Here is a 16,218-nt window from a genome sequence, read left to right on the forward strand (position 1 = left end):
AGAGCCGGTCTTCCCGGGGAGGGTCAGTCCTCCCCGTACCGCGGGTCCACCGACTCGGGCGAGAGTCCGAGGAGCTCGGCGACCTGCTCGACCACCACTTCGTGGACGAGCGCGGCCCGCTCGTCCCGCCCCTTGGTCCGGATCTCCACCGGGCGCCGGTAGATGACCACCCGGGCGGGCCGTCCCTCGGAGGCCTCGATCGTGCCCCCCAGGGGCACGACGTCATCGCTCCAGTCGTCCTCGTCGGAACCCCCGCCCCGCCCGAGCGCGGGAACCTCGAGCACCAGGAACTCGATCTCGCTCAGCTGCGGCCACCGCCGCTCGATGCGCTCCACGGAGTCCTGCACCAGGTCGGTGAAGACCTCGGCGCGGCTGGCGGACAGCGGCACCTGGGGCGGCGCGACGGGGCCGCGCATGCCCCGGCCGTGGCGGTCGCGGCGGCGGGGCCTCGGGTCTGCGGTGCGGGGCTGTACGGGGTCGTCCATCACTGACGAAGAGTAGTCCTCGAGATCGGCGTTTCCGCACAGCTTCGGCCTGCCTTCCGTACGGCTTCCGTACCGATTCCGCGTGGCGCGCGGCATGTCGCCCGATGACCATTCCGGCCAGGCTCGGGCCCGATTTCGTATCTCTCCAGGACCGTCGATCTCGCGATGAATGACGGGATTTGCGCCAAGTGGTGACCGGATTCAACACCACTGGTCACCCAGGCCCCTTGTGTCACCGCAGGTCAGCGAGGCGTCGCGCGAACACGCCGTGGCGGGGATCACAGCACGACACGGTGGGGTGACCTCCCGGAGAGTCGTCGCGGCCCGCTCAAGAGTGCGGTACCGTCCAACATCGTGAGCCCTGTACGTCGCTGTTCGCGCACCGCTTGCGGCCGTCCCGCCGTCGCGACGCTGACGTACGTCTACGCCGACTCGACCGCGGTCCTCGGCCCCCTCGCCACGTACGCCGAACCCCACTGTTACGACCTGTGCGCCGAGCACTCCGAGCGCCTCACCGCGCCCCGCGGCTGGGAGGTCGTCCGCCTCGCTGACGCCTCCGGTCCTGCCCGCCCCAGCGGCGACGACCTCGAAGCGCTCGCCAACGCGGTGCGCGAGGCGGCCCGCCCGCAGGAGCGTGCGGCGGAGGCGGGCGGTGGCGCGCGCAGGGCGGACCCGATGGAGGTCGCGCGCCGCGGCCATCTCCGGGTGCTGCGCTCGCCGGATTCCTGATCCTGATCCTGGTCCGGATTCCTGGTCCGGATTCCTGGTCCTGAGCGGTCAGTTCCCTCCGTAGTGCCCTGTCGTTGACTTCTGAACAACTTCTCGCGCACGACCCATTGACGTGCCCATGCCGTCGACACGACCATTCCCCCACTCGTGAGAGATCACTTTCCGCATCACGGAAACCGGGGAGCCGTCCGTGTACGTGCAGCAGCTGGAACCCGTGGCCGATTCGCTCGGCTTGTCCGCCCTCATCGCGACCCTGCCCCTCCTCACCGTCCTCGTCCTGCTCGGCGTCGTCCGCATGAAGGCCCACCACGCGGGCCTCATCGGCCTCGGCGTCGCCGCCCTGGTCGCCTGGGCCGCGTACGGGATGCCGCTCGGCCAGACCGCGTCCGGCGCCGCGCAAGGCGCACTCTTCGGGCTCTTCCCCATCCTGTGGATCGTCGTCAACGCCCTGTGGGTGTACCGGATGACGGTCCGCACCCGGCACTTCGACATCCTGCGCCGCTCCTTCGGGCGGCTCTCGGACGATCCGCGCATCCAGGCACTCGTCGTGGCCTTCTGCTTCGGGGCGCTCCTGGAGGCGCTCGCCGGCTTCGGGGCGCCCGTCGCGATCTCCGCCGTGATGCTGGTGGCGCTCGGCTTCGACCCCGTGAAGGCCGCGGTCGTCGCCCTCGTGGCCAACACCGCGCCCGTCGCCTTCGGCGCCATGGGCACCCCCGTGGTGACGCTCGCGCAGGTCACCGGGCTTCCGCTGGACACCGTCGCCTCCGTCGTCGGCCGCCAGACGCCGCTGCTCGCCCTGGTCGTGCCGCTGCTCCTGGTCTTCCTGGTGGACGGGCGGCGCGGTCTGCGCGAGACCTGGGTGCCCGCCCTGGTGTGCGGATTCGCCTTCGCCGCCGCGCAGTTCGCCGCGTCCAACTACGTCTCCGCCCAGCTGGCCGACATCGGGGCGGCGTTGGCGGGCGCGGGCGCACTGATGGCGGTGCCCAGCGCGCGCAAACCCGCCACGGAGCCCGTACGCGTCGCGGTCCTCACCGGCGTACGCAGCGAAGACCTGGACCAGGACGACCCGCGCCCCGAGATCCTGCGCGCCTACGCCCCCTACGCGCTCATCGTGGCCATCTTCTCGGTCGCCCAGATCCCGCCGGTGAAGGACTTCTTGGCCAAGGCGACGCAGACTTTCGACTGGCCCTTCCTGAACGTCGCGGACCCGGACGGCGACCCGGTCGGCGGCAATCTCTTCTCGCTGCCGCTCGTGGCGACGGGCGGGACGCTCGTGCTGCTCGCCGGTGTGGGCACGGCGGCCGTCATCGGCGTGCACGCGCGCGTGGCGGTGAAGGAATGGCTCGCGACCGTGCACGAACTGCGGTTCGCGATCCTCACCGTGACCTCCGTGCTCGCTCTCGCGTACGTGATGAACCTGTCCGGGCAGGCCGCCACCATCGGCCACTTCGTGGCGGCGGCGGGCGCGGGGCTCGCCTTCCTCTCGCCGGTGCTCGGCTGGTTCGGCGTCGCGGTCTCCGGCTCCGACACCTCGGCCAACGCGCTCTTCGGCGCGCTCCAGGTGACGGCGGCTCAGCAGTCGGGCCTCTCGCCCGAACTGCTCGCGGCCGCCAACAGTTCGGGCGGTGTGCTCGGCAAGATGATCTCCCCGCAGAACCTGACGATCGCGTGCGCGGCGGTCGGCCTCGCGGGCAAGGAGGGCGATCTGCTCCGCAAGGTGCTGCCCTGGAGCCTCGGCCTGTTGCTGGTGATGTGTCTGATCGTGGTGGGACAGAGCACGGTGGTGCTCGGCTGGATGCTGCCGTGATCGGCCGGTCGCTTGCGGGGAGGGAAGCATGACGGTGGCTTGACGGCGCTCACAGCTGGTTGTCAGTTGTTGCGGGTAGTTTGGGGTCACCGACGAGCACTTGACCCGTGCTCTCCGAAATCCGCTGAACCCGCAGAACCTGTAGAGAGGGTTGGCTGTGACTGCTGATCTGTCCCAGATCGTGAAGGCGTACGACGTGCGCGGGGTGGTCCCGGACCAGTGGGACGAGTCGCTCGCCGAGCTGTTCGGTGCCGCCTTCGCGAAGGTGACGGGCGCGGACGCGATCGTGACCGGGCACGACATGCGGCCCTCGTCGCCCGGCCTCTCCCGTGCCTTCGCGCGCGGGGCGGCGGCGCTCGGCGTCGACGTGACGGAGATCGGCCTCTGCTCGACGGACCAGCTCTACTACGCGTCGGGTGCGCTGAACCTGCCGGGCGCGATGTTCACGGCCTCGCACAACCCCGCGCAGTACAACGGCATCAAGATGTGCCGCGCGGGCGCCGCCCCGGTCGGCCAGGACACCGGCCTCGCCGAGATCCGCGAACTGGTGGAGGGCTGGTCGCGGACCGGCGCCCCGGAGCCGGCGGCCACGCCCGGCACGCTCACCGAGCGGGACACCCTCAAGGACTACGCGGCGCACCTGCGCGGCCTGGTGGACCTGACGTCCATCCGCCCCCTGAAGGTCGTCGTCGACGCGGGCAACGGCATGGGCGGGCACACCGTCCCGACGGTCTTCGACGGCCTGCCGCTCACGCTCGTACCGATGTACTTCGAGCTGGACGGCACGTTCCCGAACCACGAGGCCAACCCCCTGGACCCGAAGAACATCGTGGACCTGCAGAAGCGGGTGCGCGAGGAGGGCGCCGACCTCGGCATCGCCTTCGACGGCGACGCGGACCGCTGCTTCGTCGTCGACCAGAGCGGCGACCCGGTCTCCCCGTCGGCGATCACCGCCCTGGTCGCCTCGCGCGAGCTCGCACGCAACGGCGGCAAGGGCACGGTCATCCACAACCTCATCACCTCGTGGTCGGTCCCCGAGGTCGTCCGGGAGAACGGCGGCACGCCGGTCCGCACCCGGGTGGGCCACTCCTTCATCAAGGAGGAGATGGCCAAGACGGGCGCCATCTTCGGCGGCGAGCACTCGGCGCACTACTACTTCCGCGACTTCTGGAACGCGGACACGGGCATGCTGGCCGCGCTCCACGTCCTCGCGGCGCTCGGCGGCCAGGACGGCCCGCTGTCCGAGCTCGTCGCGCAGTACGACCGCTATGCGGCCTCCGGCGAGATCAACTCCACGGTCGACGACCAGACGGCCCGCCTCGCGGCGATCAAGACGAAGTACGAGGCCGAGGAGGGCGTCACGATCGACACCCTGGACGGCCTCACGGTGACGGCCACGGACTGGTGGTTCAACGTCCGGGCCTCGAACACGGAGCCCCTGCTGCGCCTGAACGTGGAGGCAAGGGACGAAGCCACCATGACCAAGGCCCGGGACGAGGCCCTGGCGATCATCAGGGGCTGAGCCTTCGGGCGTCCGCCTGGGTGGACGGCAGCAGTTCCGCTGCTGCGTTCGTGGGCAGGCGTTCCGCACGGCGATTGGGGTCTCCCCTGCTCGAGCGGAGCCGAGAGCTTGGGGAAGGGTGGGCACAAACGCCCCACCGGCCCGCAGACGAAGAACGACCGCACGCCCCACCCCGGGGGCCCGGGGCGAAGCCCCGGCCAGTACACCCGCCCAAGGCCCCGGGGCCAGCGGTAGGCTGACCAGGCGACATTCCGCACCCCACCCGCTCGAAGGGACCCACCCCATGCCGCTCGAAGCCGGCCTCCTGGAGATCCTCGCCTGCCCGGCCTGCCACGCCCCCCTCAAGGAGGCGGACACGGAGCTGGTCTGCACGGCGGACGGCAAGGACTGCGGCCTCGCCTACCCCGTCCGCGACGGCATCCCCGTCCTCCTCGTCGACGAGGCCCGCCGCCCCGCGTAAGGGCCCTCGCAAGGCCGGCGCCAGGCCCGGCGCAAGCCTGCGCGGGGCCCGCAAGGCCCGGCGCAACGACAAGAAGCGCGACCCACGGCGCATGCGCCCGCTCCCGCACAGGTCGCCCGGCGAATCGGAGGCCCCACCCCATGCTCGACGAATCGCTGCTCGACGCCCCCGAGGCCCTCGCCGTGGCCGACCGCCGAGGCCTCCTCCGCGGCGCCGCGGAGGCAGGCGCCCGCGTCCGCACAGCGGTGCGGCACGCCACGGAGGCCGGGCTCACGCAGCTCAAGCCGGACGGCCGCCCCCGCGCCATCCTGATCGCGGGCCCCGGCACCGCCGCCACCTGCGTGGCCGACCTGCTCGGCACCCTCGCCGGAACAGGCTGCCCCGTGATCCGCCTCGCCCCCACGGGCGTGGCCCCCGCGGCAGGCGCCCTGCGCTGGGCGCTCCCCGGCTGGGCGGGCCCCCTGGACCTGCTGCTCATCGCCACCCCGGACGGCACGGAACCGGGTCTCGAACTCCTCGCGGAGCAGGCGTACCGCCGCGGCTGCACGGTCGTGGCCGTCGCCCCCGCCCGCTCGCCGCTGGCCGAGGGCGTCGAGGGCTCGCACGGCCTCACGGTCGCGATGGCCACCTCTCCGTACGGGGAGTACGAAGCCCCGCACGACGGAGAGCGGGCCTCCGGGACGTACGAGGCGCGCCGCGTGGACGACGAGGCCGCCTCGTCCGCCCCCGCCACCCTCTGGGCCCTGCTCACCCCCCTGCTCATCCTCCTGGACCGCACCGGCCTGATCACCGCACCGGCCGAGACCCTGGAGAAGATCGCCGACCGCCTCGACCACGTCGCCGAACGCTGCGGCCCGGTCGTCGCGACGTACAGCAACCCCGCCAAGACGCTCGCAGCCGAGCTCGCCGAAGCCCTCCCGGTGATCTGGACCGAGGGGCAGCTGGCGGGCCCCGTGGGCCGCCGTTTCGCCGCCACGCTCGCCGAGCTCGCCGGGCACCCTGCCGTCGCGGGTGAGCTTCCGGAGTCGCTGCCCGCGCACGGCGCCCTGCTCGCGGGCAACCTCGCCCCGAGCGGCGGCGACGGCGACGACTTCTTCCGCGACCGCGTCGAGGACGCACAGCAGCTGCGCGCCCGCGTCGTCCTGCTCCGCGACCGCCCGGTGGACGCCGGTGGACTCAGCGCCGCACCCGCGGCCCGCGAGCTCGCCCACGGCCACGACATCGCGATCAGCGAGCTGGAGCCGGAGGACGGCGACGAGCTCGAGACCCTCGCGGAGCTGATCGCCGTCACGGATTTCGCCGCCGTTTACCTGGCGCTCGCCCCGAGGGACGGATCATGACCACGGCCCGGTCATGACACATGACCCCAGCCCGGTCATGACAGCAGGCCCCGCCTCGCATCACGTACGTACGTAAGGGAGAACCCCTCCGTGGACCGCCTCACCAACACCATCCGCCCCTACGCCTGGGGTTCCACCACTGCCATCGCGGAGCTCATCGGCGTCGAGCCGACCGGTGAACCGCAGGCCGAGATGTGGATGGGCGCCCACCCCGGCGCACCCTCGCGCACCGAGCGCGGCCCGCTCGACGAGGTGATCGACGAGGACCCGGGGCACGAGCTCGGCCGGGCCGCGGTCGCCAGGTTCGGCCCGCGCCTGCCCTTCCTCCTCAAGCTCCTCGCCGCGGGCGCCCCGCTCTCCCTCCAGGTCCACCCCGACCTGGAGCAGGCGAGGGAGGGCTACGAGGACGAGGAGCGCGCCGGCGTCCCGGTCGACGCCCCGAACCGCAACTACAAGGACGCCAACCACAAGCCCGAACTGATCTGCGCCCTCACGGAGTTCGACGGCCTCTGCGGCTTCCGCGACCCCGTCGAAGCCGCTGACCTGCTGGCCGGTCTGGGCGTCGACTCCTTGAAGCCGTACGTCGATCTGCTGCACGCCAAGCCCCAGGAGGCCGCGCTGCGCGAGGTCCTGACGGCCGTCCTGACCGCGGACCCCGAGGAGATGGCCGCGACCGTCACCGAGGTGACCGAGGCCGCCGGACGCCTGGGCGGCGCCTACGCCCCGTACGCGGGCATCGCGCACCACTACCCCGGCGACCCCGGCGTCATCGCCGCGATGCTCCTCAACCACGTCCGGCTCCAGCCCGGCGAGGCCCTGTTCCTCGGCGCCGGAGTCCCGCACGCCTACCTCGACGGTCTCGGCGTCGAGATCATGGCGAACTCGGACAACGTGCTGCGCTGCGGCCTGACCCCCAAGCACGTCGACGTGCCCGAACTCCTGCGCATCGTCCGCTTCGAGGCGACCGACCCCGGCGTCCTGCGCCCCGAGGCGTCGCCCGACGGCGAAGAGGTCTACGACACCCCGATCGACGAGTTCCGCCTCTCCCGCTTCGTCCTCGCCGACGGGGCGGCACCGCACGACCTCACCGCTGCCACGCCGCAGATCCTGCTCTGTGTGGCGGGCTCGGTCCGTGTCGGCGACGCAGGGGAACTCACGCCCGGACAGTCCGTGTTCGTCCCCGCGGACGAAAAGGCCGAAGTGTCCGGAGTCGGCACGCTCTTCCGTGCCACTGTGGTGGCCTGACTCACCACCAGAGCCTCGTGCTGCAACAATGACCCACCGCAAAGGACGGGCAAAGCACCGTCCGGTCGGCAGTGAGGCCGGCGGTGGGTCATGAACGTACGCAGGCGAAGGGACAACGGGCACACATGAGCGCGTCAGGCGGAACAAAGGCGATTGTCGCGGCACTCGCCGCGAATCTCGCGATCGCGGTGGCGAAGTTCGTCGCGTTCATCTTCAGTGGCTCGTCGTCGATGCTCGCCGAGAGCGTGCACTCGCTCGCGGACTCGGGCAACCAGGGGCTGCTGCTCCTCGGCGGCAAGAAGGCGCAGCGCGAGGCGACCCCGCAACACCCCTTCGGGTACGGGCGCGAGCGCTACATCTACGCCTTCCTGGTATCCATCGTGCTCTTCTCGGTCGGCGGCATGTTCGCGATCTACGAGGGCTACGAGAAGATCAAGCACCCGCACGAGATCGAGGCCTGGTACTGGCCGGTCGGCGTCCTGGTGTTCGCGATCATCGCCGAGAGCTTCTCCTTCCGCACGGCCATCAAGGAGTCGAACCACACCCGCGGCAACCTCACGTGGACGCAGTTCGTCCGCCGCGCGAAGGCCCCCGAGCTGCCCGTCGTGCTCCTGGAGGACCTGGGCGCGCTTGTCGGTCTGATCCTGGCCCTCGTCGGCGTCAGCCTCGCGCTCGCGACGGGCGACGGCGTCTGGGACGGCATCGGCACGCTCTGCATCGGCATCCTGCTCATCCTGATCGCGATCATCCTCGCCGCGGAGACCAAGTCCCTGCTCCTGGGCGAGGCCGCGGGCACGGAAGAGGTCGAGAAGATCGAGAAGGCCCTGGTCGACGGCGAGACGGTCACCCGCGTCATCCACATGCGCACGCTGCACCTCGGCCCCGAGGAGCTCCTCGTCGCCGCCAAGATCGCCGTGCGGCACGACGAGACGGCCGCCGAGGTGGCCGCCGCCATAAACACCGCCGAGGAGCGCATCCGCGCGGCGGTCCCGATCGCCCGCGTGATCTACCTGGAGCCGGACATCTACGACGAGACGGCGGCCGCGGAGGGCACCAACCCGGCGAAGTCGCCCGGCGGTCACTGACCTTCTGAGGATGACCTTCTGAGTACGTACGCAGATGGGGCCCCGCACCTTTTCGGTGCGGGGCCCCATCTCGTACGCGTAGCAACTGACGGGCTACTGAACCTCGCGCAGCACCTCAAGAACCGCCGCCTCGTCGGGCGCCGCCTCCAGCCGCTCCCGGAAGCCGGTGTCCATCAGCTTCCGCGAGAGGAGCGCGAGAATCCGCAGGTGCTCGTCGCCCGCGGCCGCCTCCGGCACGGAGATCATGAAGATGAGCTTGGCCTTCGTACCGTCGAGCGCACCCCATTCGATGCCCTCGGCCGACCGCGCGAACCCGACGACCGGCGAGGTCACCGCATCGGTCTTGGCGTGAGGGATGGCGATCTCCTCGCCGAGCCCCGTGGTGCCCTGGGCCTCGCGGCGCAGAGCGGTCTGCACGAGCTCCTCGACGTCGCTCACCTTGCCCGTGGAGGCAAGGAGGTTCGCCATCTCGCGGATCGCCGAGTCCTTGTCCGCGGAGTCCAGCTGGACCTTCACGGTCTGCTCGGTGAGATAGCCGGAGAGGACTTCGTCCTCGGCCTTCTCGGCCGCGGGGGCGGCCGTCGGCGCGGGGGCGGGCGCCTTCTGCAGGGTGTCGGCCCCGCCTGCGGCGACGGCTCCGGCGCCCACTCCGGCGAGCACCGGCTCGGGACCGCCCGGCACGTCGACGACGGGCGCCCCGCGCCGCTTGCGCTCGCTGATGTCGACCAGAGTGACGGTGGTCAGCGCCGTGACGGCGGCACCGATGGCGATCGCGATGAAGAACATCGGTACGCCGCCCACGGCACCCAGGACCGCCACGATCGGACCGCCGTGCGGCACCGCGTCCTCGACGCCCGCCTGACCGGCGATCGCACCGGCGACGGCGCCACCGAGCATGTTCGCGGGGATGACTTGCGCGGGCCGCGCGGCCGCGAAGGGGATCGCACCCTCCGAGATGCCGAAGAAGCCCATGAACAAGGCGGCCAGACCGGTCTCGCGTTCCTGCTCGCTGTAGAGGCGCTTGCGGATCAGCGTCGCGAGACCCTGCCCGAGCGGCATGACGGGGATGGCGGCGGCGCACATGCCCATGACGGTCTGGTTGCCGGTCGCGATGAGTCCCGCGCCGAAGAGGAACGCCGTCTTGTTGACCGGACCGCCCATGTCGAACGCGATCATGAGTCCGAGGATCGCGCCGAGCAGGATCGCGCTGGTCCCGGTCATGCCGCTGAGCCAGTCGGTCAGATGCTCGAAGACCCACGAGATCGGCTTGCCGATGACGTAGATGAAGAAGAGCCCGAGTGCCGTCGTCGCGACGATGGGGATCACGATGATCGGCATGATCGGCTGGGCGAACTTCGGGACCTTGACCTTCTTGATCCAGAGCACCAGATAACCGGCGAGGAAGCCGGTCACGATGGCCCCGATGAAGCCCGCGCCCGCCTTGGAGTCGTACAGCTCACCGGTGTTGGCGATCCAGCCGCCGATCATGCCCGGCACGAGCGCCGGCCGGTCGCCGATCGCGTAGGCGATATAGCCGGAGAGGATCGGCACCATCAGCGTGAAGCCGATGACACCGATGTCGTTGACGTGCTTCCAGAAGGTGTCGTCGGGGATGACGAGACCGCCCTGGGGGTCCGTGTGCCCGCCGAGCGACAGCGAGATCGCGATCAGCAGACCACCGACCACGACGAACGGGATCATGTACGAGACGCCGTTCATCAGCGCCTTGTAAGCGAGGCTGCGCTCCTTGCCGCCCCCGCCACCGCTGGAGAGCGGCTCGGCGGCTCCGCCGCCACCGCCTCCGCCGTGCACCGGCGCGCTCTGCACCTGCTCGATCAGCCGCTCGGGGTGGCTGATGCCCTCGGACACCCCGACGGACAGCACGCGCTTGCCCACGAAACGGCCGCGGTCGACGTCCTTGTCGGCGGCGATGATGATGCCGTCAGCATCCCTGACATCGTTGTCAGTCAGTACGTTCTCGGCACCGATGGAGCCCTGCGTCTCCACCTTCATGTCGATGCCGAGGCTCTCCGCCGCCTGCGAGAGCTTCTCCGCCGCCATGTACGTGTGGGCGATACCGGTCGGACAGGCGGTCACCGCGAGCAGCTTGAGCTTCTTCTGCTCGCCCTCGCTCCCGCCTATGGGGGGATCGGCCGGATGGGTCACGTGGATCTCCTAACACCTTCGTCAAACAAGATCGCGCAAATGTTCCCGATCTCAAGGCATCCTGCAACACCTGAGCACAGGTTCAAAAGCGCAAAGGTCCCAAATGGGCAGGTCTGTGGCCCTCTCCACAGCTCCTCCGCGACTGCCCCGCCCGCGCAGGCGCCCGGGGAGGCGGGCTGGGGCTCGCTGGGCCAATCGGTGTAGCTTTGTGACCGAGCCAGACGTCGCTGCTGATGGCGGTCGGGCGGTGCCTGCACGGACCGGCCGAGGGAGAGAGGGCCTCCGACGGACTGCGCTGCTGCGCGCCGGTGCTCTTCTGTGCCGTTGTCGCAGGTCAGCCATGTCCACCCACCCTCGATCAACCCCCACGAGGAGCAGCTCACCAATGTCGACTCTCACCAACGGCCAGGACTTCAAGGTCGCCGATCTCTCCCTGGCCGACTTCGGCCGCAAGGAGATCACCCTCGCCGAGCACGAGATGCCCGGCCTGATGTCGATCCGCAAGGAGTTCGCCGCCAGCCAGCCGCTGGCCGGCGCCCGCATCATGGGCTCGCTGCACATGACCGTGCAGACCGCCGTCCTCATCGAGACCCTGGTCGCCCTGGGCGCCGAGGTCCGCTGGGTCTCCTGCAACATCTTCTCGACCCAGGACCACGCGGCCGCGGCCATCGCCGTCGGCCCGAACGGCACCCCGGACAACCCCCAGGGCATCCCGGTCTTCGCCTGGAAGGGCGAGACCCTGGAGGAGTACTGGTGGTGCACGGAGCAGGCGCTGACCTGGCCGAACACCCCCACCGGCGGCCCGAACATGATCCTGGACGACGGTGGCGACGCCACGATGCTCGTCCACAAGGGCGTCGAGTACGAGAAGGCCGGCAAGGTCCCGTCCGAGGACACCGCCGAGTCCGACGAGCACCGCGTCGTCCTGCAGGTCCTCAACCGCACCATCACCGAGGGCTCGCAGAAGTGGACCCAGCTCGCCTCGGAGATCCGCGGCGTGACCGAGGAGACCACGACGGGCGTGCACCGTCTGTACGAGATGCACCGTGACGGCAGCCTGCTGTTCCCGGCGATCAATGTGAACGATGCCGTGACGAAGTCGAAGTTCGACAACAAGTACGGCTGCCGCCACTCCCTGATCGACGGCATCAACCGCGCCACGGACGTCCTCATCGGCGGCAAGACCGCCCTCGTCTGCGGTTACGGCGATGTGGGCAAGGGCTGTGCCGAGTCGCTGCGCGGCCAGGGCGCGCGCGTGATCGTCACCGAGGTCGACCCGATCTGCGCACTGCAGGCGGCGATGGACGGTTACCAGGTCGCTACGTTGGACGAGGTTGTCGACAAGGTCGACATCTTCGTCACGACGACCGGCAACAAGGACATCATCATGGCCTCGGACATGGCCAGGATGAAGCACCAGGCGATCGTGGGCAACATCGGTCACTTCGACAACGAGATCGACATGGCCGGTCTCGCGAAGATCCCCGGGATCGTCAAGGACGAGGTCAAGCCGCAGGTCCACACGTGGACGTTCCCCGACGGCAAGGTCCTGATCGTCCTTTCCGAGGGCCGTCTGCTGAACCTGGGCAACGCGACGGGCCACCCGTCGTTCGTGATGTCCAACTCCTTCGCGGACCAGACGCTGGCCCAGATCGAGCTGTTCACCAAGCAGGAGGAGTACCCGACGGACGTCTATGTGCTGCCCAAGCACCTGGACGAGAAGGTCGCCCGTCTCCACCTGGACGCGCTCGGCGTGAAGCTCACGACGCTGCGCCCCGAGCAGGCCTCGTACATCGGCGTCGAGGTGGAGGGCCCCTACAAGCCCGACCACTACCGCTACTGACCGAGCCGCACGGGGCACCGCCCCGGCACCACGCTCACCGCAGGCCCTCGCCCACCAGGGCGGGGGCCTGCGCCCATGCGGACGCAGACGCGGCAGACGGGTACGCGGCAGACGCGGGCGCGGGAGGCAGCCCTCATGACGACCTGCTGCGGGGCGGGGGCGGACCATGCGCACAAGCGGCGGCCGGGAGACATCGCACCAGTGGCACACGCCCACCGCGACGACGCGCACCCGACGACGCCCGACGAAGCTCACGCGACCGTGCCCGCCCGACGAAGCTCACCCGACTACGCAGCCCGCCGCCAGAATTACCCCACCTGACCCCACCTGACCCCAGCTGGGCCCACCCGCAGCCCGACGCCCGGAACCCGCCCCCGACAAGGACCGAGCCCCATGCCCCGCGGCCACTATTCGCTTCACGACACGCACGACCACACCCCCCTGGGTGAAGAACACTTCCACTGCGCCCCCGGCCCCTCCGGCTGGCGCTACGTCTCCCAGCGGACCGCCCCCTCGGGCGAGCCCACCGGCTCTGTAGACCTCGCCCTCGACGAACTCGGCCGCCCCATCCGCCTCGAACTTCACGCGGGGGACTGGCAGATCCGCGCCGCCGCGATCGACGGCGTCACCTGGGTACGCACCGACCCCACCGGCACCCACGCCACCGAGAACAACGCCCCCGCCCACGCCTTCACCGGCACGTCCCCCGCTTTCCTCATCGCGACCACACGCCTGTTGCGCCTCACCCCCGCTTCCCCCGCGACCCGCGTCCGCCTCGTCGCCTTCACCGACCCGGTCCTCGCCCCCCGCACCCTCGACCAGTCCTGGGCCCTGCTGAAAAGCGAAGCACACACCACTGACAACGGCCCGCTCGTCGTGGACGAATACCAGGTCACAGCCCTGGACACCGGCGAACAGCACGCCATCCACATCACCGGCGACGTGGTCCTCTCGGCCCCCGGCATCGAACTCGAGAACCTCGAATCCCCGCCCTCGGCGTTCGCCTGACCCAGCCCTACGCGGGCGGCACGAACCCGGTGCCGGGAGGCGCAGCTTCCGTACCCTCCTGCCCGATCCCCGGGCCGGACGGTTGGGCCGGGTAAGCCGGAGCAGCCGGTTGAGAAGCGGGCCCCGGCGGCACAACACCGCCCGGATACCCCATGGGCGCAGGGGCCCCGGGCACGGCGTACCCCGCAGGTGCCGCGTACTCAGACCCAGGCCCGCCAGGCCACCCGCCGCTCCCACTCCCGCCGAACGCCCGCCGAGCGTCCCGCGCCTGCCGCTCCTGCACGACCGCGGCCAGGTACGCGGCGGGCGGAACCCCCTGCGGCGCCGGTGCCCCCGTACGTTCCGCGAGATCCCCCGCAAGCCGCTCCGCCATCGCCCAGCCCACCTGCGGATCCAACTGCCCCATCCGCGTCAGGTACTGCCTGATCGCCAGCCACAACCCCTCGGGCACACCGGACAGATCGAGCTCGGCGAACCTCCCCGCCAGCCACGGCGGCGGCGGAGGAATGAAAGCCGCATGCGCGGCGGGCACCCGCTCCCGCACGACAAGAGTCCCCGCGAACACATCGCCCAGCCGCCGCCCCCGCGCGGACACCAGCGAAGCAATGCACGCGACGACCCCGAACGTCAGCAGAATCTCGACGACACCCACCGCACCCCGCACCAACGCGTGCCGAAAACGAATCGGCCCCCCGTCGTCCCGCACCACCCGCAGCCCGCACGCCATCTTGCCCAGCGACCGCCCATGGCTGAGCGTCTCCACCGCGATCGGCCCACCGACCAGGATCAGTACGAAGCTGGCGACGGCGACAGCAGCGGCCGCCGCGTCGTCCAACGAGGACGTAGAGGCCACGATCCCCACGGTCACCCCCAGGTAGACAGCCCAGGCCACTACCAAGTCGATCAGTACGGCGAGCCCACGGCTCGGCAGCTTCGCCGGCCGCAGCTCAAGCGCCACCGCCTCGCCCGTCACAAGCTCACTCACGCCAGCCGCCCTTCCCTGCCCTGCCCTCGGAACGGCCAGTCTGCCAAGCTGAGGCAGCATCGCGCCGCAGTACGAGGAGCAGCCACCTGATGGACCTCGACGTCTTCGTGTCCGCCCACCGAGCCGAGTGGGACCGACTCGACGCCCTGCTGCGCCGCCAGCGCCGCCTCAACGGAGCCGAGACCGACGAACTCGTCGCCCTCTACCAACGCACGGCCACACACCTGTCGCTGATCCAGTCCAGCGCCCCGGACCCGCAGCTCACCGGACGCCTCACCCACCTCGTGGCACGCGCGCGTAGTGCGGTGACAGGCACCCGCCGCGCTTCCTGGCGCGACGCCACGCACTTCCTGACCCACGGTTTCCCGGCAGCGGTCTACCGCTCCCGTCACTGGTGGGTCCCCACGGCCCTCTTGTCGACGGTCCTCGCGGCCGTCATCGGCTGGTGGATCGCCACACACCCCGAGGTCCAGTCGTCCATCGCGGCCCCCAGCGAACTGCGCGAGCTCACCCGCCCGGGCGGCGAGTACGAGACGTACTACTCGAGCCACCCAGCGGCATCGTTCGCCGCCCAGGTGTGGACGAACAACGCCCAAGCAGCGGCCATGTGCCTGGTCCTGGGCGCCTTCCTCTGCTTCCCCGTCATCTGGATCCTCTTCCAGAACATGCTGAACCTGGGGGTGGGCATCGGCCTGATGTCCTCCGCCGGCCGCCTCGACACCTTCCTCGGCCTGGTCCTCCCACACGGCCTCTTGGAACTGACCGCGGTCTTCGTGGCCGCGGGCACAGGCCTGCGCCTCGGCTGGACCGTGATCGATCCCGGGCCCCGCTCACGCCGGACAGCCCTCGCCGAGGAGGGCAGAGCGGCCCTCGGCATGGCAGTGGGCCTGGCCCTGGTCCTGTTCATCTCCGGAGCCATCGAAGGCTTCGTCACCCCGTCCGGCCTGCCGACCTGGGCCCGCATCAGCATCGGCATCGCCGCTGAACTGGCCTTCCTGGCATACGTCTACGTCCTGGGCGGCAGGGCGGCACGAGCCGGCGCCACAGGCGACGTGGACCCCACAGAACGCAGCGCCACGGTCCCGACCGCAGCGTGATGTGCATCGGCCCCTGCTGACCTGCTAGTGTCCTCGACGCCCCAGAAAAACCGTTGACACGGAAGGACTGGGGAGGTAGATTCGAACAGTTGCCTAGAGCTGGACAAGTCCAGCGGCGGCAGTTAATATCTGCCTGCTTCTTGAATCTCATAAGCCAAGAAGCCGCATCCCGATAAATCGGAAAGTCCAGCCGGTAAGACCGGCCGAAAACTTCTGATAAAGTCGGAACCGCCGGAAAGGGAAACGCGAAAGCCGAAAGGCCGGAGCGGAAACCTGAAAGGCACCGAGGAAAATCGGACACGAAAGAGTCTGATAGAGTCGGAAACGCAAGAACGAAGAACAAAAAGAAACACCGAAGGGAAGCGCCCGGAGGAAAGCCCGAGAGGGTGAGTACAAAGGAAGCGTCCGTTCCTTGAGAACTCAACAGCGTGCCAAAAGTCAACGCC

Annotated in this window: 13 protein-coding genes; 10 read left to right on the top strand and 3 right to left on the bottom strand. The window is 70.2% G+C overall.

Annotation, left to right across the window (positions count from 1 at the left end):
- Window positions 1–23 precede the first annotated feature (23 nt).
- Window positions 24–485 carry a metallopeptidase family protein gene (locus ABZ833_RS23460; protein ID WP_361049611.1) on the bottom strand — a complete coding sequence of 154 codons (462 nt, stop codon included), beginning with the start codon at window positions 483–485 and terminating at the stop codon, window positions 24–26.
- A gap of 354 nt (window positions 486–839) precedes the next feature.
- On the opposite strand from ABZ833_RS23460, the gene ABZ833_RS23465 reads away from it, so the two are divergent.
- From ABZ833_RS23465 to ABZ833_RS23495, 7 genes are all read left to right on the top strand, one after another.
- Window positions 840–1,214 (top strand): DUF3499 domain-containing protein, encoded by a 375-nt coding sequence (locus ABZ833_RS23465; protein ID WP_030793262.1) that lies wholly within the window; start codon window positions 840–842, stop codon window positions 1,212–1,214.
- Between the two features lie 190 nt (window positions 1,215–1,404).
- Window positions 1,405–3,021, top strand: coding sequence for an L-lactate permease (locus ABZ833_RS23470; protein WP_361049613.1), 1,617 nt, complete (start codon window positions 1,405–1,407; stop codon window positions 3,019–3,021).
- A 157-nt stretch (window positions 3,022–3,178) separates the two neighbouring features.
- The gene (locus ABZ833_RS23475) at window positions 3,179–4,543 is read left to right on the top strand and encodes a phosphomannomutase/phosphoglucomutase (RefSeq protein WP_361049615.1); all 1,365 of its coding nucleotides are present in this window, start codon (window positions 3,179–3,181) and stop codon (window positions 4,541–4,543) included.
- Between the two features lie 283 nt (window positions 4,544–4,826).
- A complete protein-coding gene (locus ABZ833_RS23480) occupies window positions 4,827–5,003 on the top strand; it encodes a Trm112 family protein (RefSeq protein WP_249589554.1) in 177 nt (58 codons plus the stop codon).
- Window positions 5,004–5,143: 140 nt separating this feature from the next.
- On the top strand, window positions 5,144–6,343 hold the full coding sequence (locus ABZ833_RS23485) for an SIS domain-containing protein (RefSeq protein WP_361049618.1): 1,200 nt from the start codon (window positions 5,144–5,146) through the stop codon (window positions 6,341–6,343).
- A 90-nt stretch (window positions 6,344–6,433) separates the two neighbouring features.
- Window positions 6,434–7,588, top strand: a complete 1,155-nt coding sequence (manA, locus tag ABZ833_RS23490) for a mannose-6-phosphate isomerase, class I (RefSeq protein WP_361049620.1) — start codon at window positions 6,434–6,436, stop codon at window positions 7,586–7,588.
- A gap of 125 nt (window positions 7,589–7,713) precedes the next feature.
- Window positions 7,714–8,673 carry a cation diffusion facilitator family transporter gene (locus tag ABZ833_RS23495; protein ID WP_361049622.1) on the top strand — a complete coding sequence of 320 codons (960 nt, stop codon included), beginning with the start codon at window positions 7,714–7,716 and terminating at the stop codon, window positions 8,671–8,673.
- A 93-nt stretch (window positions 8,674–8,766) separates the two neighbouring features.
- On the opposite strand, the gene ABZ833_RS23500 is transcribed toward ABZ833_RS23495, so the two are convergent.
- Complete coding sequence (locus ABZ833_RS23500) at window positions 8,767–10,839, bottom strand: fructose-specific PTS transporter subunit EIIC (RefSeq protein ID WP_361049624.1); 2,073 nt, start codon at window positions 10,837–10,839, stop codon at window positions 8,767–8,769.
- A 385-nt stretch (window positions 10,840–11,224) separates the two neighbouring features.
- Between ABZ833_RS23500 and ahcY the strand changes: the two genes are divergently transcribed.
- Both ahcY and ABZ833_RS23510 read left to right on the top strand, forming a co-directional pair.
- Window positions 11,225–12,682, top strand: coding sequence for an adenosylhomocysteinase (ahcY, locus tag ABZ833_RS23505; RefSeq protein ID WP_361049626.1), 1,458 nt, complete (start codon window positions 11,225–11,227; stop codon window positions 12,680–12,682).
- A gap of 393 nt (window positions 12,683–13,075) precedes the next feature.
- Window positions 13,076–13,690 carry a hypothetical protein gene (locus ABZ833_RS23510; protein ID WP_361049628.1) on the top strand — a complete coding sequence of 205 codons (615 nt, stop codon included), beginning with the start codon at window positions 13,076–13,078 and terminating at the stop codon, window positions 13,688–13,690.
- A 7-nt stretch (window positions 13,691–13,697) separates the two neighbouring features.
- Here ABZ833_RS23510 and ABZ833_RS23515 read toward each other — a convergent pair whose 3' ends face one another.
- A complete protein-coding gene (locus ABZ833_RS23515) occupies window positions 13,698–14,675 on the bottom strand; it encodes an RDD family protein (RefSeq protein ID WP_361049630.1) in 978 nt (325 codons plus the stop codon).
- 89 nt (window positions 14,676–14,764) lie between these two features.
- Between ABZ833_RS23515 and ABZ833_RS23520 the strand changes: the two genes are divergently transcribed.
- Window positions 14,765–15,772, top strand: a complete 1,008-nt coding sequence (locus ABZ833_RS23520; protein ID WP_361049632.1) for a stage II sporulation protein M — start codon at window positions 14,765–14,767, stop codon at window positions 15,770–15,772.
- Window positions 15,773–16,218: the final 446 nt, after the last annotated feature.

It is taken from the genome of Streptomyces sp. NPDC047525 (assembly GCF_040643025.1).
GTDB classification, from domain to species: Bacteria; Actinomycetota; Actinomycetes; order Streptomycetales; family Streptomycetaceae; genus Streptomyces; species Streptomyces durmitorensis.